Source organism: Verrucomicrobiota bacterium (assembly GCA_037139415.1).
Lineage (GTDB): Bacteria > Verrucomicrobiota > Verrucomicrobiia > Limisphaerales > Fontisphaeraceae > JBAXGN01.
On sequence record JBAXGN010000150.1, the window covers coordinates 1 to 20,621 of the forward strand.

Consider the following 20,621-nt stretch of genomic DNA (forward strand, 5'->3'; position numbering starts at 1 on the left):
CTCCCAGCCCAGCCAAGGGCCTCAAAAAATGACCAAGGGTTTTTCAGCAGAATCTTTACTCTACTTATTTTCAGTATAAATACAACTTCAAACCGCGCCTTATTCCCCCGCTCGAAGTTCCGGCTTCAGCCGGTCTCCAGCCTTCCGAAATGAATTGGTTTTATCTGTGTTTATCTGCGTCCATCTGTGGTGAAGGTTTTCAGGTCTGGTTTTGAACCACAGATAAACACAGATGCACACAGAAAAGACCAAACACTGCAGTTTGACATTCCGCAATCCGCATTCCGAATTCCGCAATCAATTAACTGGCAAATCCACATGAAATTTAGTCCCCTTCCCCAGTTCACTCTCGAGCCATAGCTTGCCCTGGTGCTCTTTCACGATGCCGTGGCTGATGGCGAGCCCCAGGCCGGTGCCTTCGCTTCGCGACTTCGTCGTAAAAAACGGATCAAAAATCCGGCCCTGAATTTCCACGGGAATGCCCGTGCCATGATCTTCCACCGTGATTCGAATGCAGATTTCGGAATTTGGACTGGCCAATTCCGCCTTCCGCACTCCGCCTTCCGCAATTAATTGGGCGCTGAGGATGATGATCTTATCCGCATCGTACTTTGGATATTTTGCGTTCGAGGCGTCCCGGGCGTTGGTCAGCAGGTTCAACAACACCTGCTGGATTTGCTGGCTGCGGCATTTGATCGCCGGCAGGTCCGGCGGCACTTCCACGCGCAAGTCAATCTGATCGTGCCGAATCACCGTGCGGACGAGGGTCAAGGTTTGCTCGATGAGGTCTGGGATGTGGCGAGGGCTGTATTCTTGTTTTTCCTGGCGGGAAAATTGCAGCAGGCTGCGGACAATGTTGGCCACGCGCTCGCTCTCATGGATGATCTCGGCGGCAAATTCCGCGCTGCGACTGCCCGGTTCGGCTTTATCCAGAATTAACTGGGCGTAATTCATCACCCCGTTGATGGGATTATTGATTTCGTGTGCCACCCCAGCGGCCAGCGTGCCAATAGATTCGAGCTTCTGCTGTTGGCGCAGTTGCGTTTCCATCGCGAGGCGGTCCTGCTCCAACTGCTTGCGCTCAGTGATGTCCTGAACGATACCTGACATTCGTGTGGGGCTACCTTCCTTATTCAGCTCATGACCTCCGACTGCCCAAATCCACCGCACCTCGCCATCTACACGGCGAATGCGGCACTCAAAATGCCAGTCGGTCAGCTCTGCTATGGCCTTGTGAAAACGCCGCTCCACCTCCGGGCGATCCTCGGGTAAAACGTGTTCGACAAACATCTCGTAGGTCCAGCGCGGCAACAGCGTTGCATAGCCGAAAATGTGGTCATGGATCAGCGTGCGATAGGCGGTGTGATCCACCAGATTAAGTTCCCATGCGCCAATATGGCTCATTTTCAAGGCAAAATTCAACCGTTCCTCGCTCGTGCGCAAGGCCACTTCGGCTTGTTTATGCTCGGTAATATCGCGGGTGATGCATTGCACAAATGTTGTCCCGTCAACTTCAAAGTGGCGGATGCTGACCTCCACCGGAAACCGGCTGCCATCCTTGCGCTGATGGACGGTTTCCCCGCGGAAATGGCCCTCGCGCATCACCGTTTGCATGCGCGCCGCATAGTCTTCATGTTGTTCGGTTGCCACCAGCGTGCGCACCGGCTGGTCAATCAGGGCCTCACGCGTATGCCCATACGATTCCACCGCCCGGTCATTGACCTCCAGGATGCGCCCCTCCCCGTCGGTTAGCACAATAATATCATTGGCGTGTTTGATCAGGAGTTCAAAGCGCGCCTTTAGCACCTGCTGCTGCCGTTCCGCCTGGTACAGCGCGCGATAATGAGCCTTCTCGCCACGTTGCCACAGTAACAATGCCGTCACACTGAGCATGAGGATGAATCCCAACACCGTCACCTGGATCATCACGGATCGAAAGTTCCAGGCGGCAAACGCTTCCGCCGTGTCCATCTTGGTCACCATGAACCACGGCGAATTTGGAATGGTCTTCAAGACCGATAGCACCTCAACCCCGCGATAATCCCGCCCCACCACCACCCCCTGCTTACCCAGCACCGCCATCACTGCCGGCACGTTCGTGTGCGTCAAAGGAATGCGCAGCGCGAGCGCCATATTAGTCCGATGCCTCAGTTCGTTCAGGAAGAGCACCGAATCCCCGTCCCGCCGGACCAGCAACGTCTCGGCGGTGCGACTGGCCGTGGGCCAGGATTGCAGCAAAGGAAACAAGTTATCCCGGATATTGACTTCCAACACGAGCACCGCCGTGCTCCGATCCGCCGGCGCGGGGGGCAGTCCGGCGGCAGGGACATTGTCCGCGGCGCCCTCGCGGCGCACTACCAACGGCACCAGGAAACTCAAGTGAATCCTGTTGCTGTGCTCCGTCCGATGCAGGTCGGTTACCACGATTTCACGGGTGCGAAGCGCCATTTCGGCGTCCCGGTAAACCCCTTGGCATAATTCGTGCGAGGCATTTCCCGGATGAACCAAACGCACCTTCCGTTCCGCATCCAGCAGCACCGCTCGCTCGTAAGGCCCGCCGTCCATCAACGAATCAAGCCAGCCCGTGAACATGATTCGGGTGGTCCGCGTTTCGGGCTGCGCCAAGACATCCAGTGCGCGCCGGGCGGCATACGGTGTGCCGCGCACCAAGCGCGCGTCCGCCAGCCGCTCCCGTCGCCAGTTGACAATCTCGCGGACTTTCAGGTTGGCAACGGCGTCCAACTCCCGTTCGGCGTTGCCTTCCAATTGCTCTTCCTGAGAGTGATAAAACCAACCGCCTGCCGCCAGCAAAACCAGGCCGATCAGCACCAAAAATCCGTAGGCCCACACCTGCCGGTGGGTGATCCAACCCGCCCGCACCGCCCCCACCCAACCTTGCGCGGGGCACGCCAACAATATCCCCGCTGCCAACACCATGAACCCAGCGGCCGTGTGCACCGCCATACAGGTGTAGTGGCTGAAGGCGAAAAGAACCGGGAAACCCAGACCGTACTCCATGACGGAAATCAATCCGCTGCCACCAACCACCAGGGCCGTTACCTCGGCGGGCCGGAAGCCGCGCCTCGGCTCCCAGTCCAGCCGTAACAACGCCAGACTGAGCAAAATAAAACACAGCGCCGAGGACAGTGCCATGCGCCCGGGAAACACGGTCACCACCGGATTTGGATCATCCCGGAACAGGCACTCATCCAACCCCAGATTCCAGCCCAGCGCATACTCGCACGCGGTTACCCCGCCGATCAGCATCACCATCAGCGCAAGCAGTTGCCCCACGGACTTTCGGCGGGGTGACACCGGCGGGCGCAAGCATACCAGCGCCAGGCCAAGCAGCGCAAAGCACAGCGCGGTGTTTGCTTTCATGGAGACGAACGTCGGCAGGACACTCTTGAGCGCGGGAACATTGAAGAACCAACCCGCCAGTACCAGCCAGCCGACCGCGCTGACCAACCCGCCAGCCAACCATGCCGCTTGCCCGACAAGGCTTGCTTTCCACGTCTTCAAGTCAAATGATAACAACGGTAACTTCATCTTCGCCCCTCACCTTACTGCACGGCAAAGCCTGCCCTCGCAATCGGCTGAATAGTTGGTTCACCACAGGGCTGCCGGAAAATGTACTCACGGGGAACCGCATTCGCAATCTAAATTTCCTCAAGCTACCATGGCTAACATATTATAATTGCGGACGACGAGGCCCCAACCCGCGAGTTGCTGGCGATGTTCTTTCGCCGGGCCGGCTATACCGTGAGCACCGTGGCCACCGGGCGGGAAGCCTTGGCGTTTATCACCACCCAAACCCCGGACCTGCTGGTGCTGGATGTGGACTTGGGCGACGCCAACGGCATTGAATTACTGGCACCCATCAAACTGAAGTTTCCGGCCCTGCCCATCGTCATTTTCACCGGTATTAAAACCGATGAGGCCACCATCCGCCGTGCCAAAGAAAACGGTGCCAACGCGTTCATGGCCAAAACCCAGCCGCTCCAATCCATGCTCGCGGAAATCCGCAAACTCCTGGGGTAGGGATTGGGAATACGGCGTTTACCGCCAGGTCTCGTTAAAGAACCCGGTATCTTGAATTGCGGCTGGCGTGCTGTCGGTGGGCGGGGTGCGAACGTCAAGGACCGCCCAATCCGGCAGTTGCGGGGTTTGCAGCGAATTGTTTGGGTCCGATTTTTCACGGATGGTGGGACCGCTGTTGAGCACCATGTAGCGGTTGGGTTGCCGGGGGTTCGGATAGATCGCGACCAGCACCATGCTCTCACCCGTCCAGGCTTTTGAACCGATCTTCACTTCGCCGGGTTTCCACCCCAAGGGTGTTTGAGGCAGCAGTTCGGCCATTTTGCTATTGCTCTCGGGATCGCCAAAGAGGATCAGATTTTTCGTATTGAGGTCTTCGGCGGTCAATTCAGAGACCTTTTTGACCGGCAAATCGCCCCGGAATATCTCCCGCCAACGGCGAATGGTGTAGGCTAGTTCGCGCTGGTAAAACGCTTCGCGCACGGCGGACACGGAGCGTTTGTCCGGCGCAACCACCACAAACGGACTCATGAACGCATCGTCAATGGGCCCTTGCAGATCGGGAATTTTTCGCAGTGTGCCTGGTGCGGGTTGGGCTCCGGCTACCCAACGGCCATCTTTGAATTCCAGCTCCAACCACCATTGGCCATTTTTCTTCACCAGTATGGGTGGCAGGACATTGAGATTTTGTCCCTGAATATTCACAGTGAGACTCGCTGGGAGGGTTGCTTGCAGCGCGGTCGCGTTGATGGCCAGGCGGCTGATATTTTTTGCGGTCACGTTCAGCTTGCTGCCATCCCAAGTGGCATCCACGCGGCTGTCCTCCCAATGCGTTTGCAACCCGTTGACGGTCAGCCAGAACATGTTTGGGTATTTTAACGTCCGGCCTTGCCAATGAACCGACGGGAGATATTTCGGCTGTCCTTGTTGCAGACGCTCGTGTGCCCAGGTGAGAATTTCCTTTTGCACCTCGGGGTGGTATTTGTGGCCCATGCCGGGACCAATCAAGTGTTTGAGGGTCTGCCCCTCGGCTTGATAGGCCGCGGCCATGATATCCCCGGCGAGCTTTTGCCCGTCCACTTCACCGCTGTAGGCCAGCACGGGAATATTGAACAGGTTGCGCACATAATCTGGCACATCGTACTGTCCCCAGAGGGTTTGCACGTACTCCGGTGGCAGATTGGTAGGGGTCAGTTTTAGGAATCGCCGCACATCCACGAAACCCGCCCCGGCGTGCAGCGCGCACCATTGGTCGGCGTAATGCGCGCCAGCATGCCACGCCCCGGCGCCGCCCATGGAGAAACCCGCCAACAGAATTCGTTTTTCATCAATCCGATAGCGGCGCTTCACCGCCTCGATGGCTTCCAATATATCCGTTTCACCCGCCAACTGGAAGCCCAGGCATTGCCGGCCAAATGGGTGCAGGATGATGCACCCGCCAGGTTGAAACGCCCCACTCTTGTGCAGGCGATCAGCGATAAAGTGCATATCCGTCGCTTTGTCACCCCGGCCGTGCAACCAGACGGCCAGCGGAACCGGTTTCGACCAATCCAGGTCGGGTGGAATCTCCAGGCCGATCGGCTGTGGCGAGCCGTCCAGGCTGGAAATGAAACCGCGCGCCAGCGTGCCGGTTTGTTTAGTCCAGGAAGGCTGGTTCGCTTTCAGCTCGGTGAGGCGGCTTTGGGCAAGTTGCAGCAATTCCTTCGCCTTATCCACGTCTTTGGGCGCATAGAACTCGCCATGGAGCAGCGCGTAACGCACGGCCTTAAGCAGCACTGCCACGTCGGCATACAACGGTGCCCGCTCCATGGGTTTGGCGGCGGTCTCCAGCGAACGCAGCGTCTGCTCCAGGGACTGCCGCACTTCGGTGGGAATCTCAATCCCCGGTGCGGGTAACTTCCTGGTTGCGGCCGCGTTTGTGGCGGACGAAATTTTCGGGACCGGTTTCGGGATGGGTTTGACGGGTGTGGGAGCAGCGGCGGTGAGTGTCATTCCTGGCAGCAGTCCCAAAAGAGTTAACGTCGCAATTTTCATAATCCTCGAACATTGGTTCAGGGCGCTGCGTTTATTTACCTCGCAAGCGTTCCCAAAGTGGTTGCAGGTCTTCGTCCGCCAAAGCCATCCGCCGGATTTGTTCCCCATTGGCCCCCGCTCGCATGGCTTGCTGCAAAAAATCCCACGCTTCCGGCAAGCGGTCCATCTGGGCGGCATAGCAGGCCAGATTGAAGGACACCATTTCCGAGCCGGGAAATTGCCGGGCGGCAGGCAGCAAGGCGTTCCATGCCTGCGTCAATCCGCCACCGGGCACCCGCCGCAACGCATAGGCTTGATTCAACCAGCTACCCACCCGATCCGGGCACTTTATCATCATGGCCCGGGCAACCCGCAAGGCCGCCAGCCAATCCTTTTGCAGCGCGTGAATCTCCCAACGAATATCCAATACCGTTGGCTCTTCCAATAAGTCGGCGGGGAGACGTTCCAACTCCGCAGCCGCTTCCTGCAGATTGCCCAACTCCACCCATCCCAAGGCGGCAGAAACGGTAAAACGGTGGGGCCAAGGCAAGCCTTTCATTGCCTTGTTGCCTCGATGCAGAGGCAGCGATGGACTAGACTCCGCGCGCGGGCCGTCGCCCGGCAGTTCTCAATACGGCCTCGTGCATGAATAGCGACAGCCATTCCTTTGCCTCCGATTGTTCCGTTGCCGAACCGCCGCATAATTCGACGGTGCCATCGCCGAGCGCCAGCAGTTTGGCGTTGCCGAACATGGCCACGATGGCTTGTTGTTTTCGTTCTTTAAGCTCACTTAATATGTTTTTCATTCCCCCCAGCGTACCCTGGGGGGTAGGACAAATACGGTCCTACCTTAAAAATATTTTCCAAATAAAAAAACACTATTCCAGGCCTGATTTTCAGGGTATTTTCGTGCCATGCACCCGTAATTCGCTCCCGGACGAGCACCCCGGCAATCAAATTTCGGCGGAAACGGGTGGGGTTTTATCCGCTGCCTCCGGCTCGGTCTTTTTCAGATGTTTCTCAATGCAATCCACCAGTTGATCGAGCGTGACCGGTTTGGCCAGGAAAAACAATCCGCCGCGTTGGGTGCCCGCCTCGCCGACCTCGCGTTTCGAGACCGTGGCGGTCAGGAAAACCACCGGAATATTCTTCAGGTTGGGGTCCGCTTGAATCAATGCGGCCACTTCTCCGCCATCCACATCCGGCATGATGACGTCCAGTAGGATCAAGTGGGGTTTGAACTCCCGGGCAGTTGCCGCCGCCCGGCGTCCGCGATTTTCCTCGCGCACCTCGTATGGCCCGGCCTTTTCCAGGTTGAGCCGGACCATGCGAGTAAAGGTGGTTTCATCGTCCACCACCAGGATTCGTTTTTTTTCAGTCGTCATAATACACACTCATTTCTAAACCAGAGGGTGGCGCAAACGCCCCCTTCATTTCGGTTGGTCAGTCTAATTGTAGCGCCATGGAGTTCAAGAATCTTCCGGGTAACCGCCAGGCCCAAGCCCGTTCCCTGGCCCGTGGGTTTGGTGGTAAAAAACGGTTCAAAAATCTTGGACAGCTTGTCCGGGGCAATGCCCGTGCCGGTATCTTCCACCAGCACTTCCACGACCCGATCACCCGGACGGAATCGCTCCGCCACCCGTGATCCAGCGTCCCAGACCACTTCCTCCGCCTGCAACGGCCGCACTCTTGTGAGCACATGCAGGGTACCGCCGTTCGCCATGGCATGCAGTGAATTGATGAACAAATTCAAGAACACCTGTTCAATCTTGTTGCGGTCCAACTGTAACAAAGGTAGTTCCGTCATCAATTCCTTGCTTACCTCCACTCTTCCGCGTGACAAATCATGACGCAACAACGCCAGCGTGGAATCAATCAGGTTGTTCAAACTCTCCGATTTTACCCCCAATTCCTGGGCGGCAGCAAAATCCAGCAAACCGTGAATCACCGAATCCGCCCGCTTCAGCGCACTGCCCATGTCTTCGAGCACCTGATGGGTGGACTCTTCCTGAGCGGCGGTGGATGTGCGTAAAAATTCCATGCCGGACAACAGGATGGCCAGGGGATTTTTTACTTCATGCGCCACCCCGGCCGCCAAGCGGCCCACGGTCTCCATTTTTTCGGCGTGCATCAATAAATTCTGCGCCAGCTTCAATTCTTCGTGGGATTTATTCAAATCCACCAACGCCTGTCGCAAATGTTCCTCGGCCACTTTGCGCGCCGTAATGTCCGCGATCAACCCGTCATACGCCACCAGGCGCCTTTGCTCATCATAACGCGGCACCGGGGTGTTGCGCACCCAGCGCACCGAGCCATCCCGATGCAGGATGCGATGCTCCAGCGGCAGCGCCTCGCCACGCAGGATATTCTCGGACTGCCGGAGTACCGCTTCCCGGTCTTCCTGATGGATCATGCGGTACCACAGAAATGGGTCCTTTTCGTAGTCCTCGGGCGCATAACCCGTCACATTCAAACAGCCCGGCCCATGGTGGGTGGTCACTGGCCGTCCGGCGCGGATCTCGACCGTGTAGATGTAATCGGTCACTGAGCCGAGCAGTTCGCGGTAACGTTCCTCGCTGTGGCGCAGCGCAATTTCCGCCTCCCGGCTGTTGGTGATATCCCAGAAAATGCACTGCACGCCAATGATTCGTTTCAAGGCGCCATAGACCGGCATTTTGCACACCTGCACATACAATTTCCGGCCGTCCGGTGGTTGGTTTACCTCCACGGTTTCCAGCAACTGCCCGCTTTCAATCACCTGCCGGTCATCCGCCTGGTATTTGGCGGCGAGGTCGGCGGGGAAAAAATCATAATCGTTCTTGCCCACGATTTCCTTGAGGGTTTTGCCCAGCGTCTGGCAAAAGCGCTGGTTGGCAAACGTGAACTGGCTGTTGATGTCTTTGCGAAAAATGTTTTGCGGCAAATATTCCACCAGGGAATGGTAAAACGCCTCCGAGGCCCGCACTTTCTCCTCAGCCCGTTTTTGCAGTGTAATATCCCGGGCAATGATCGAGAAACCGGCCGCCGTTCCGCCCACCAAACGTTGCAGTGGCGAAACAGTCAGTGCCACCTCCAGTCGGCTGCCGTCCTGACGGACCTGTTCCAACTCACGGTTGACGACATGCTCGCCCGCATTGGCGCGTCGCAAAATATCGGTTAACTCTGGTTTATTGCCGGGCAGGCATAACCGCTCCAGCGGCATCCCTACCGCCTCCGCCACGCGATAACCAAAAAGACGCTCCGCTCCGGGATTCCAACTGGTGATGAGCCCCTCCAGATTGACGGCCATGATGGCGTCATCCGAATACTTGATAATGGCCGCCCACTGTTGGAGTAATTCTGGATTGGCGCCATTGCCATTCGTCCCGTCGGGATGCGCACCGGAGCGTTGGGGCATTTCGTTATCTCCCTTTGTGCCAGAGACTCGGGCTGGTTTGACGTGTGCTTTGGGCATTCGCTTGATTTGGTGCTATTGCATTCAATACCGCGATTACTCTGCCAACCAAGGTACCAGCATTTCTCGGTTCCTGCAACGCGGAATCGCAAGGAATCTCGCCGCATTGGTGGAAGGCGGCCAACAACCCCGTAGGAGACGACGTAAGGCAGACTCTAACTTGAACCCTTGCGCCGACTGACGCCGTCGGCCACGGTGGGGTTGGGGGAAAAACTGGACCAAAACTGGACCGTTTCTGTACCAAAAATGAAATTTTCAGGACGTGGCATCGACAGAGGTCATTTTTATAAGTCGGTGTAAAACAGACTGTTGCGAGGATTGAGAGTCCGCCGTCGCTGGTCCAGTTTGCAGGGGGGTGGTGCAGTTTGGTTGCGGGAAAGTGGCCAGAAGTTGGCGCAACGAGTTCTGGCAGAAGGCGAAGCTATTGGAAAACAGCATCCGATCCAGGTTCATGAACCGTTGAGCCGTGCGAAAGTATTGGGTGATGAGGGATGGCTTGGTGCGCGGCCCGAGCCGTTTCGGGGTAACGCGGATGATGGCGCGAATGATAACCGGTTTGATGATCTTGGGGCGGATGATACGAGAGATGAATTTGTGAGGCCACATAAAGATTTCAGATTTCACATTTCAGATTTTTGTCATGCGGGTCGTGACACACGGTGTCTGGCGGATCGCAAACGCGCGCTCCGTTATAACCCACACCCGAGAGCGTAACACTGGAATGGATAAAGCGATTCTCTCCCGGAGGGAAAAAACGAACAGGGGGGAGAAATACGAAATGGCACGCGGCGATAAAGCAAGGTGGCTGAGAGCTGATAGTTGATAGTTGAATGACGGAAGACGGTAGGGACGGCAAAGACCAGTGAACAGTGAACAGTGATCAGTGACCGTAAAAAGGAATGGGACGGATGGGATAGCAAGGAAGAAACAGCGCAGACACAACCCTCAAAGCAAATCCGGGATTGGGCTCAAGTCAAAAGGGTGAAAGTCCGGCCATGGGAGCGTGGGATGGTCGCTGAGAATAATAAAACAGGGGATTGACAATATTCCAAACAGGAATATTCTTTGCCTGTGTATGTGGCAAATTGAGCCAACGACTGGTTGGGAAAAAGACCAAAAGCATTATGCAAAAAAACGACCGAATGAACTTGCGGCCGTGATAAGGAATTTGGGGAGATATGTGGCGCTTTTGAACGTCTCAAAGAACTCTAAGTCTGTCCAGGCAGGGTATTTACACACGGAACAAAGCGGCGTATTGGCAATTGACCAGAAGGGCGGCGGCGGAAATTTACAAGAAACAAGATTGTACACGTACGCGGCTGACGAAACGAAAACTGTCTATTTGATCGCGATTGGGGATAAAAGCGCCCAACATGACGATGTGGAATATTGTAAAAGGTTTGTCCACGGATTGCGGGACGTGAGTAACAGTCAAGGTACAGAGGAATAATTCCTGTACGATCGAAAAACTGCTGTAAAATTTAAGTAACTTATGAACACGGAATTAGAACGACAAGGCACCAAGGCGACCGGACGGAAATATGCCTCGGTGGCTGAACTGATGCGCGGAGAGGGTGTGGCTAAAGAAGTCCAGGACAAGGTGAAAGCACTGGAAGAAGAAACGCATATTGTGCTCCAACTGGCAAAGCTCAGGCAGGCAGCGGGAATAACTCAAGAGGAAATGGCCAAGGCGCTTGGCGTAACCCAAAGCGCCATCTCAAAACTGGAAAGCGGCTCTGACCTGGATGTTACGCTCCGGGAAATCAAGGAGTATTCGCGGGTAACGGACCAGCGAATCGGGCTGATGTTTGGCAAGCCGCTGAGCCACGTGGAAGCGGTCAAGTGCCACGCACTGGCGATCCGGCAGCGGTTGGAGAAACTTGCGCAGATCGCGAACCGGAATGACGAACTGGAAAAAGAAATCCAGGGATTCTTCGGGGAAGCATTTTTTAATATCCTGACAATTTTATCGGAATGCAGCGAAAAGCTCCCGAGCAGCAGCAGGGACACGGGGGTGCGGATCGAGATAATAAAGCAGAGCCCTACCAGGTGTGCACTTGTGAAACCGAAGTCAGAGACCGGTCTAGTGGCAGCATAAACGAGGCGACGGGCGGGCGGGCTAGTGTGCTTGGCGTTATGCGGCAGTTCATAAAGCTGTCGCTGCCATTTGGACCATGCAGACGATCACTCAAAACTAAATCCTGGAGGGAACTGGTAGTGCATCAGCCTTCCCCGTTGATTTCAACAATGCTATCGGGCCCAAGCGTGAAAACTTGGCTGCCTTGGCAATAAGACGAACGGCACTGACGCCAGACTTCATGACTCAAGGCTTTGACCAATGTTTGCGTGCCTGGATCTCCCTCATCCAGACCGTTCTCAAAGTTTGCCCCCCCAAGATCGGTTATAACGGGCCGCGCGTTTGCGGTCCGACAGACACCGTGTGTCGCGACCCGCCTGACTGAAAATTAGAACGACATAATATTATGAAAACTCAAATTCCGGCGCTGGACCATCTTTTAAAATTCCAACTCCTGACTCCGAACTTCTATCTTCTTCGACACGATTTTTCACCTGCCATTTTTATGCCTCGAAATGTGTCCCCATGTGCGCTCGTTCGCGTCAATTTGCGGACCGCGTTTTCCAGGTTCGGATTTCTTTCGGATTTCGATCTTCGGCCTTCGGTTTTATACTTGCACCATTGCACTGGTGTTTGACGCGTTGCGCGGTATCCTTGGTCCGCCACTGGCATGAGCGATACCGCACAACTTCATGAGTTAAACCGCCTGTTGCCGCACTGCCTTTTGAAGGATCAGTTGCGGCTGGGATGGCGTTTGGCCGCCTGGTTGCGGGAGCGTCCTCCGGAACAGAAGGTGCCGCTGGCATTGGCACAATGGTTTGAGGAAGCCAAGGCGTCCGTCCAACTTCGACGGGATCGCCAGGAACGGCTGCCCCCCATCGAGTATCCGCCGCTGCTGCCCATCACCGCCCGGCGCGAGGATATTGTGGCTGCCATCCGGGCCAATCAGGTGCTCGTGATCGCGGGCGAAACCGGTTCCGGCAAGACCACCCAGATTCCCAAGATGTGCCTGGAGGCCGGGTTGGGCATCCGGGCGCGCATCGGCTGTACTCAACCTCGCCGGGTGGCGGCACTCTCCGTGTCGCGCCGACTGGCGGAGGAACTCAACATGGATTATGGCCGCGAGGTGGGCTGCAAAATCCGGTTCTCCGACCAGACCAGTCCGCAGACGTATATTAAGTTCATGACGGATGGTATCCTGCTGGCCGAGACGCAGGGGGACCCCTTGCTCACGGAATACGAGGTCATCATCCTGGATGAAGCGCATGAGCGCTCGCTGAATATTGATTTCCTGCTCGGTTGCCTCAAGCAACTGCTGGCCAAGCGCGATGACCTAAAGTTGATCATCACTTCGGCAACGATTGACACTCAGTCGTTCTCTCGTGCATTCAACGATGCGCCCATCATTGAAGTCTCCGGACGCCTTTACCCGGTGGACCTGGTTTATGCCCCGTTTGACGTGGCGTCTGAGGAGCAAGGGGATTTCACCTATGTGGATGCTGCCGTCAGTGCCGTCGAAAACATCTTCATCGAGTCCAATCACGGCGATGTGCTGGTCTTCATGCCGGGCGAACGGGACATCCTGGAAACGCGCGACGCCCTGCAGTCGCGCGGGCTGGGCGATACCGATCTGATCCCGTTATTCGGGCGGTTGTCGCCGACGGAACAGCAGCGCATCTTCGCGCCGTCGCCCCGGCGCAAGATTGTCATTGCCACGAATATTGCCGAGACGTCCCTCACCGTGCCCGGCATCCGTTACGTGGTGGATACCGGGTTGGCGCGGATCAGCCGGTATAATCCGCGTACGCGCACCAAGCGCCTGCCAATCGAGCCGGTTTCCCAGAGCAGCGCGAATCAGCGCAAAGGCCGTTGCGGACGCGTCTCCGGCGGCATCTGCGTGCGGTTGTATTCCGAGGAGGATTTCGCGGCGCGCGAGCCGTACACCCAGCCGGAAATCCAGCGGGCGAACCTCGCGGAAGTCATCCTGCGGTTGAAAGCGTTCAAGCTGGGGGATATTGAAACGTTTCCATTCCTCAACCCGCCCACGCCGCCGGCCATCCTGGGCGGCTACCAACTGCTTCATGAACTCGGCGCTTTGGACGACCAGCGCGAGATGACCGAGTTGGGCCACAAGCTGGCGCGCCTGCCGGTTGACCCCACGATTGGCCGCATGTTGCTTCAAGCCCAGCGTGAAGGGGCGACACCCGAGGTGCTCGTCATCGCTGCCGGGCTCAGTATTCAGGACCCGCGCGAACGCCCCTTGGAACGCCAGACCGAGGCGGACCAGGCGCATCGCCGCTTTAATCATCCCAAGTCGGACTTTCTCACGCTGCTTAATATTTGGGATGCGTTTCACGATCAATTGGAGTCGCTGCGCACGCAGAATCAGGTGCGCAAGTTTTGCAAGGCGCATTTCCTTTCCTATTCCCGCATGCGCGAGTGGCGCGACATCCATGCGCAATTGCGGGACGCCATGGAGGACCTCGGGGAAAACGTGCCGCATTCCCAGCCAGCCACGTTCGAGGCCATTCACCGCGCCATCCTCACCGGCTTGTGGAGCCACGTCAGCACGCGCAAGGAGCGCAACCAATACCAATTGGGCGGCAACCGCGAGGTCATGCTCTTTCCCGGTTCGGGGCTGTTTGCGCGCACGGCGGAGAAGCGCCACACGCCCGCGCCCAAGGAGGCCAAGGCCAAACCTGCGCCCGCCAATCCGCAACCCCAATGGCTGGTTGCCGGGGAGATCGTGGAGACCTCGCGCCTGTTCGCGCGCACCGTGGCGGAAATTGATCCGCTCTGGATTGTGGAACTCGCGCCGCACTTATACCGGCGCGGGTATAGCGAACCGCACTGGGCCGCGCCCGAGGGCCGGGTGCTGGCGCGCGAGAAAATCACCCTCAACGGCCTGGTGGTGCAGGACCGCATGGTGCCGTACGGCAACGTCAATCCGGCGGAAGCCACCGAAATTTTTCTGCGCACCGCGCTGGTTGAGGAGGCCTTGGCGGATCACTTCACGCGCCCGCGAAAGCCGCTGGCTCCCGTCCGCGGCCAGCATTCCCAGCAGCAATTGCTTGCCGCCGCCGAAGCGGACACCGAGACGGAGCGCGACCTTTCCCGGCTACCCGCGCTCTACCGCTTCCTCGCGCATAACCAGCAGTTGTGCCACAAGATCGAACTCTGGCAGACCCGTCTGCCCAGCCGGATCGTTACGGACCTCGATCAGTCGCTCTATGAGCATTACGCCCGCCGCCTGAAGAACCTGTCTTCCATTCCCGAACTGAACCGCTTCCTCCACGCGCAGCCGGACCCGGCGCATTGCCTATGCCTGGACGCCGCCGAGCTGCTCGGCCCCCATGCCGCTGCCTTCAACGCCAACGCCTTCCCGGACACGGTGCCCGTGGGGTCGCATCCCGTGGAAGTGCGGTACGCCTACGCGCCCGGCGCGGAGCACGATGGCGTCACCGTGCGGGTGCCGTTCACGCTGGCCCAGGTCATGGACCCCGCCGCGCTGGATTGGGCGGTGCCCGGCCTGCGCGAACCGCAAATCCTGCATCTGCTCCAGGCGCTGCCCAAAGCCCTTCGTCGCCCGCTGATGCCATTGCCGGAGAAGGCCCGCGAAATGGCCCGCGCCGTGATCCCCGCCGGCAACGCTTTCCTGCCGGCCCTCGCGGAATTCATCGCGCAACACTACGGCGTGCAAGTGCCGTTGACCGAATGGAACGCCACGCTGCTCCCGGCGCATTTGCGGCCTCGGTTTGAAGTCGTGGATGCGGACCGCAAACCCGTCGCCCAAGGGCGCGACCTCGCGGCGTTGCGCCAGCAACTCGAACAGCACGACACCACCACCGAGAGCCGGGCCTGGCAACTGGCCGCCCAACAATGGGAGCGCTACCATCTTACGGATTGGAGCTTTGGCGATCTGCCCGAACAAATCCTCGTGGCCGAAATCGGCGGCTATCCCCTGCACGCCTATCCCGCCTTGCAATGGGAAGATCAGGAAATCAGCCTGCGCCTATTCCGCAAACCCGCCGAAGCCGCCCAGGCCCACGCCGCCGCCGTGCCGCGCCTCCTCGAACGCCTGCTCCAACGCGAACTCGCCTGGCTGCAAAAAGATTTGCGCAGCCTGCACCAATGGCGCGAACTCTACACCCTCCCCGCGCGCGCCCTGCCCCCCGCCGCCAAACCGGGCGAGTGGGGCGCGGCCATCAAAATCCAATTCGCCAAGACGCCCGCCACCCTTGCCACCGCCGCCCCGTCCGGTCTGGGCACCCTTGAGGACCTTGAAGCCTCGGCTCTGGACAACCTCAAGCAACACCTGCTGGGACCGCGCCCCGCCTGGCCCCGTACCGCCGCCGCCTTTGCCGCCTTGCTGGCGGAGAGCCGCGCCGGCATCCCCGGCCTAGCCGTGAAACTCTCCGACCTCACCGGCGAAATCCTGAAACTCCGGCAAACCCTCCTCGCCTGCCGCAAACCGTACCCGCAACTCCTCGCCGACCTGCACCGCCTGCTGCCGCCGCAATTCCTGCGCTACCTCCCCTTTGAGCGCCTGCCGCATCTGCCGCGCTACCTCAAGGCCCTGCTCGTCCGCGCCGAACGCGCCGCCGTCAACACCGCCAAAGACCAGGAAAAACTGCGCCGCCTCCAGCCCTACCTCGACACCCTGGAAAAACTCGGCTGGCGTCCGGCAACCAGAGTATCGGAAAAGCTGGAAGCCTGCCGCTGGCTGCTGGAAGAATACACCGTCTCCCTCTTCGCCCAGGAACTCGGCACCGCCGAACCCGTCTCCCCCAAGAAAATCGAAGCCGCCCTCGAAGCCGCCAAGCTGTAGGCAAGCCTTAACATGCTCGGCCCCCTTGTCTCTTTGCCGCGCCAACCATGGTCTCCGGTGACACAATCCGTTGTGAAATTGCCGTGCTGATCAGGGTTATATCCTGAAAGGATAATGTCACGGGAGGCCCAGGTTGTTTGCGTGGGGGAAAGGGGTACGCAAACTACCTGGGTAACACGCCATCGAAAACCCAACTACCCGGTACGGGTTGCGTCAATTCTTGAATCGGCCCGCCCACCATTCCATTTCTCCCGGCGATAGCTGCGGCAAAATATGCGCCACACGGGATTCAGGGGCGCGGACGCGGATGGAGACGAGTTACTCGTCTGATTTCGAATTCTAATCGTTTTTTTTCATATTCCGAAAGGTATGTTTGTGTCAAGAGTTGCTGCATTGCAGGCAATGCAGTTATGGCATTGGTTCCCATTTCGCCAAGAACCCATACCGCATCCATATATACTAGCCGATCCGGATCAGACAAGGCGCCTATCAATGCAGGTACGATGATTTTCGGTTGGCTTTTTATATGCCAAAGCGCCGCCACTGAAGCCGATCGCACCCTTGCATCTTTATCCTGCAGTAATGAAATCAAGAATGGCATGGCAAAAACGGGTTCTTCCTCATACCTCGCAATTGCACTAGCTGCTCGCTCCCGAATGATGCCGTTTGTGTGGCACAATGCCTGTAACATAATCGGTTTGGATTTAGGCCCTAATCCCGCCAACGCTTCGGCATAGCAGCCGGAGGCATTCGTATCAAACATTAGAGTCGTGAGTTGGGGAATTGCTGGTTCAGCGACTTGCCCCAGTGCTTCAAAGGCAATGCATACGTAGTGACTTCTTTTGGTTGGTTCTAGACCAGGCTTTAATTTAATAAGTTTTTGCGTTCTCTCGAATGCCCATAACCATTTGTGAGCCTTGGTGGGTACTGGATCCATCCATGCGATCAAAAACGGTATGGCATTGGGGCACATCGCCCGCAAGGCATTACCGATCTCATTGGTTGGCGAGCGTAACTTTGGTCTTGGGTCTCCTTCACCGAGAAGTTCAGTCATGTTCACCCACTCACTCAAGCTCTTCCCCTGATAACTGGGCTCGGCGGTCTTGATTCTGTAGCCGATCAACGCCAGGACGAGGGCGAGCAGTGCGCTTGCGCCCAGCCATACTTTCGTCGTGGTTTTCATGCGCGGCATTCTGCCTCGGAATCGCCCCGTTGACCATCAAAAAAGCGCCACCGCAAACGTAGCTGACGAGGTGGGTTCTCATGTCCTGTATGGTGGTGCTGCATTGCTACGGGCTAGCCGTCGGCTACTTTTTCGTTTTTTCTCATTGCACACATCCTCAAATATATTGAGGATACACGCATGCCGTCTATAAACCGCAGTTATGCCGGACTGGTCGAGCTAGCCGAAGCCCAGCAAGGTTTCTTTACGACCCAGCAGGCGATTAAGGCCGGGTATTCCGACAATACCCATCCCTATCACGTTCGCGCCGGCCATTGGCTGCGCCATTGCCGGGGGGTCTACCGCCTGGCCCATTTCCCTTTCCCTGAAGATGGTGAAATGATGGGATGGTATCTCTGGGCTCACAACCGGGTGCAAAAGCCACAGGGCGTTTATTCCCACCAAACCGCCCTCAGCGTTTTTGACCTCTCGGATATCATGCCGGCGAAATTGCACCTCACCGTGACACCCGGCTTCCGCAGGAGCAGCCCCATACCTCCTATGTTGCAGTTGCACCGGGCTAGGCTCGTCGCCCAGGACATCGTCAAACTTCGCGGCTTTGCGGTTACCCGCGCTCTCCGAACCATTCTCGATCTTTCTGCCGCCCAAACTGTCTCCTTCGACATTATTCGTCAGGCCGTCGAAGAGGGTACCCGGCGCGGTCTCATCACCTTGGCGGAACTTGAACGAGCCAGAGATCTTCCCAGCCTACCCCCCGATTTGGCCGACCTGCTGCGCACACCATGAACCCGAAGCAATACGCCACACCCATTGCCTTCCGTCGAGCCCTGGAAGATCGCCTGCTGCAACTGCAACGCAAAGAACGCCAGGATTTGCAGCGCCTGCGACGCCAGGTAGCCTTCGACCGCCTGCTTGCCCGGCTTTTCCACATAGAAAACTCTCCGTGGGTTCTCAAGGGCGGCTACGCCATGGAACTGCGCCTGCCCATGGCCCGCACCACCCGTGACATTGACTTGGGCGTCCGGCCCAATCCTGATGCCAAAACTACTTGGTCCCCTGCGGTCATTCAGCGCCAGCTTCAAACCGCAGCCGAATTGGATTTGCACGACCACTTCACCTACCAAATTGGCGCAGCCACCGCCGACCTTGACGGCCCGCCCTACGGCGGGGCTACTGCAAGGCAACAAGTGAGAGCATGAACAGTGTTCGAAACCCAATTCTATCAATACGAGCTTGCGGAGGGCCAATTGGCGGGGTTTTTGTTATCGCCGTACCACTTTGAGCGAAGCGAGGTCAAACCAAGCTTCGCCGCTTCCAGCGCGCAGTTCGCACCCTAGTTCCACCGTCGCATCGCCATTCGTGACTTCGAATGGTAATTCCAGGGGTGACGCTGGCACATCTCCTTTGAGCGGGTTGGCTGATTTAAGACCCGCCGCGCGCAAGATCACGCCACTGGCCGAGTCGTTGGCCAGTGCCGTCACCCGGGCGGTGCGCACCCGTGCTTGAAACGCATATTGCCCCGGCGGCAGATACACCCGTGCTAACCAGGCGGCGCTACTCCCACCGCCATTGTCGCTGGCGAGATGCAGCGCGGGGCGGCCGTTGTCCTGCACTCGGTCCATCAGCGGCTGGCCGGATTCTTTGCGGCTTTTCCAGAAGGCGGGGCTGGCGGCAGGTGTGCGTGGGTCGGCCAGCAGTTGCTGCGGTTCCTGGGCCAGTTGCTGGCTGAGGTTTCGGCCGCGCTCGAGGATTCGCGCGCGCACATTATTAGCGTAGCCTTGAAATTGGCGAGTCTCCTCCGGTGTTCGGGCATCGGCACGCAGCCGGGCCAAGGCTTCCTGCACGCGGTTGGTGAGCACCTCCACGTTGAAGCTGTTGGAACAAAGTTGCGGCAGACGCTGGCGATAGCGCCAGCGCGCCTCGGGGATTTCTAAAAGCGCCTTGGTCAGAATAGAACTTTGCGGCGGCGTTAGTCCGCCGCCGCCGTTGCCCAAACCGCCATCCAGATCATGCGTAAAAATGCGGAACCAGTCGGTTTCCGGATCGTGGTAAAGAAAGTAGTTGTTCCGGTTCATGACATAGCCATCCCAGTGGGCGGTGATCATTTCCACTCCGGTGAAATTCAGAAAACCCTCGACATCCAGCACCTTGTTTAACCGCTGCCAGCGCAGGGTGAGATCCGGTTCGCGCGCTGCCGCCACCAGTTGCTTGAGATCGGCCCGGCTGGCGTCCTGGCCGCTTTCCAGGGGTAGCGGTTGGTCAATATCCTGCACGTACGGCTTATAAAGGTTGCCGCTGGTATCCTTGAAGTATTGGCGCAGGAACCGCTTGTTGAGCGGTTCCATCAGCACATAAAGTCCCAGGTCACGCTCGTTGAGCTGCACCCGGGCGTGGGTGACTCGCGGCGTCGGCAGTCCGGCGTCCCGGTAGATGCCCCGGCAGATCAGCTCGTTGAAGAATGTCTCGTCCTGTGATGAACTGTTCAGCCACAGCGTGTTAAACCCGCTGTACTCTTGATCAGGCGTGAACTGGTCAAATTTGATGGTGAAACTCGGTTTCTCGTTGAGCGGTTTAAAACTTCCATGCCCCTTCAAGTGGACTCCAACGTCATTAAACACCCGGCCATCAACCGTCACCGTGGCATGGGTGTGCGCGCGGACATCGCGCTTCAATGCTTCCCAGGCAACTCCGGTGATTTCAATCTTAAACTTGCGGACCAAAGGGACGGCAAAGAAGTTGGCGCTAGACGAGTCTTTCCGCGACTTGGCACCCGTGCTGTGCTCGTTGGCCGGCGACGCAACAGCCCAATCCGCCAGGGCGGCGAAAAACACTGGCAGCACAAAAAAGACCGGTTTGCGAAATGAAAACATGACTTGGTTTGACGGATTGGCACCGTCGCACCTTCATCATCGACGCGACCAGTTAACCCTCTATTCAAAAGAACCTGGATCGCGTGCTATGCCAGCTTCCAGGTTCAGAACACCGCATCTGCGCCGAATAATTTGATACCATTGGGGATTGGCGGGTG

Annotated in this window: 15 protein-coding genes; 6 read left to right on the plus strand and 9 right to left on the minus strand. The window is 57.7% G+C overall.

Going from position 1 to position 20,621, the window contains the following annotated elements:
- Positions 1-297: 297 nt before the first annotated feature.
- On the minus strand, positions 298-3,549 hold the full coding sequence (locus tag WCO56_21810; protein ID MEI7732227.1) for a PAS domain S-box protein: 3,252 nt from the start codon (positions 3,547-3,549) through the stop codon (positions 298-300).
- 147 nt (positions 3,550-3,696) lie between these two features.
- Between WCO56_21810 and WCO56_21815 the strand changes: the two genes are divergently transcribed.
- Positions 3,697-4,041: a response regulator gene (locus WCO56_21815; GenBank protein ID MEI7732228.1), complete on the plus strand. Its 345-nt coding sequence runs from the start codon at positions 3,697-3,699 to the stop codon at positions 4,039-4,041.
- A gap of 18 nt (positions 4,042-4,059) precedes the next feature.
- On the opposite strand, the gene WCO56_21820 is transcribed toward WCO56_21815, so the two are convergent.
- The 6 genes from WCO56_21820 to WCO56_21845 form a co-directional block, all read right to left on the minus strand.
- Complete coding sequence (locus WCO56_21820) at positions 4,060-6,072, minus strand: prolyl oligopeptidase family serine peptidase (GenBank protein ID MEI7732229.1); 2,013 nt, start codon at positions 6,070-6,072, stop codon at positions 4,060-4,062.
- A gap of 31 nt (positions 6,073-6,103) precedes the next feature.
- On the minus strand, positions 6,104-6,610 hold the full coding sequence (locus WCO56_21825; GenBank protein MEI7732230.1) for a tetratricopeptide repeat protein: 507 nt from the start codon (positions 6,608-6,610) through the stop codon (positions 6,104-6,106).
- Positions 6,611-6,644: 34 nt separating this feature from the next.
- Complete coding sequence (locus tag WCO56_21830) at positions 6,645-6,857, minus strand: hypothetical protein (protein MEI7732231.1); 213 nt, start codon at positions 6,855-6,857, stop codon at positions 6,645-6,647.
- A 147-nt stretch (positions 6,858-7,004) separates the two neighbouring features.
- Positions 7,005-7,436 (minus strand): response regulator, encoded by a 432-nt coding sequence (locus WCO56_21835; GenBank protein ID MEI7732232.1) that lies wholly within the window; start codon positions 7,434-7,436, stop codon positions 7,005-7,007.
- The gene (locus WCO56_21840) at positions 7,433-9,448 is read right to left on the minus strand and encodes a PAS domain S-box protein (protein MEI7732233.1); all 2,016 of its coding nucleotides are present in this window, start codon (positions 9,446-9,448) and stop codon (positions 7,433-7,435) included. The genes WCO56_21835 and WCO56_21840 overlap by 4 nt, the downstream gene beginning before the upstream one ends.
- A gap of 312 nt (positions 9,449-9,760) precedes the next feature.
- The gene (locus WCO56_21845; GenBank protein MEI7732234.1) at positions 9,761-10,111 is read right to left on the minus strand and encodes a hypothetical protein; all 351 of its coding nucleotides are present in this window, start codon (positions 10,109-10,111) and stop codon (positions 9,761-9,763) included.
- A 469-nt stretch (positions 10,112-10,580) separates the two neighbouring features.
- Here WCO56_21845 and WCO56_21850 point away from each other — a divergent pair, with 469 nt between their 5' ends.
- From WCO56_21850 to hrpA, 3 genes are all read left to right on the plus strand, one after another.
- The gene (locus tag WCO56_21850; protein ID MEI7732235.1) at positions 10,581-10,955 is read left to right on the plus strand and encodes a hypothetical protein; all 375 of its coding nucleotides are present in this window, start codon (positions 10,581-10,583) and stop codon (positions 10,953-10,955) included.
- Between the two features lie 42 nt (positions 10,956-10,997).
- The gene (locus tag WCO56_21855) at positions 10,998-11,603 is read left to right on the plus strand and encodes a helix-turn-helix domain-containing protein (GenBank protein ID MEI7732236.1); all 606 of its coding nucleotides are present in this window, start codon (positions 10,998-11,000) and stop codon (positions 11,601-11,603) included.
- Positions 11,604-12,252: 649 nt separating this feature from the next.
- Entirely contained in the window at positions 12,253-16,410 is a 4,158-nt protein-coding gene (gene hrpA / locus WCO56_21860; protein ID MEI7732237.1) for an ATP-dependent RNA helicase HrpA, read from the plus strand.
- A 289-nt stretch (positions 16,411-16,699) separates the two neighbouring features.
- Here the strand turns inward: hrpA and WCO56_21865 are convergent, their stop codons facing one another.
- Complete coding sequence (locus WCO56_21865; GenBank protein MEI7732238.1) at positions 16,700-17,593, minus strand: HEAT repeat domain-containing protein; 894 nt, start codon at positions 17,591-17,593, stop codon at positions 16,700-16,702.
- A gap of 180 nt (positions 17,594-17,773) precedes the next feature.
- Here WCO56_21865 and WCO56_21870 point away from each other — a divergent pair, with 180 nt between their 5' ends.
- The gene (locus tag WCO56_21870; GenBank protein ID MEI7732239.1) at positions 17,774-18,379 is read left to right on the plus strand and encodes a type IV toxin-antitoxin system AbiEi family antitoxin domain-containing protein; all 606 of its coding nucleotides are present in this window, start codon (positions 17,774-17,776) and stop codon (positions 18,377-18,379) included.
- Positions 18,376-18,792 (plus strand): nucleotidyl transferase AbiEii/AbiGii toxin family protein, encoded by a 417-nt coding sequence (locus WCO56_21875; protein MEI7732240.1) that lies wholly within the window; start codon positions 18,376-18,378, stop codon positions 18,790-18,792. Before WCO56_21870 ends, WCO56_21875 begins: the two co-directional genes overlap by 4 nt.
- Positions 18,793-18,855: 63 nt before the next feature.
- Here the strand turns inward: WCO56_21875 and WCO56_21880 are convergent, their stop codons facing one another.
- Positions 18,856-20,463, minus strand: coding sequence for a CotH kinase family protein (locus WCO56_21880; GenBank protein ID MEI7732241.1), 1,608 nt, complete (start codon positions 20,461-20,463; stop codon positions 18,856-18,858).
- Positions 20,464-20,621: the final 158 nt, after the last annotated feature.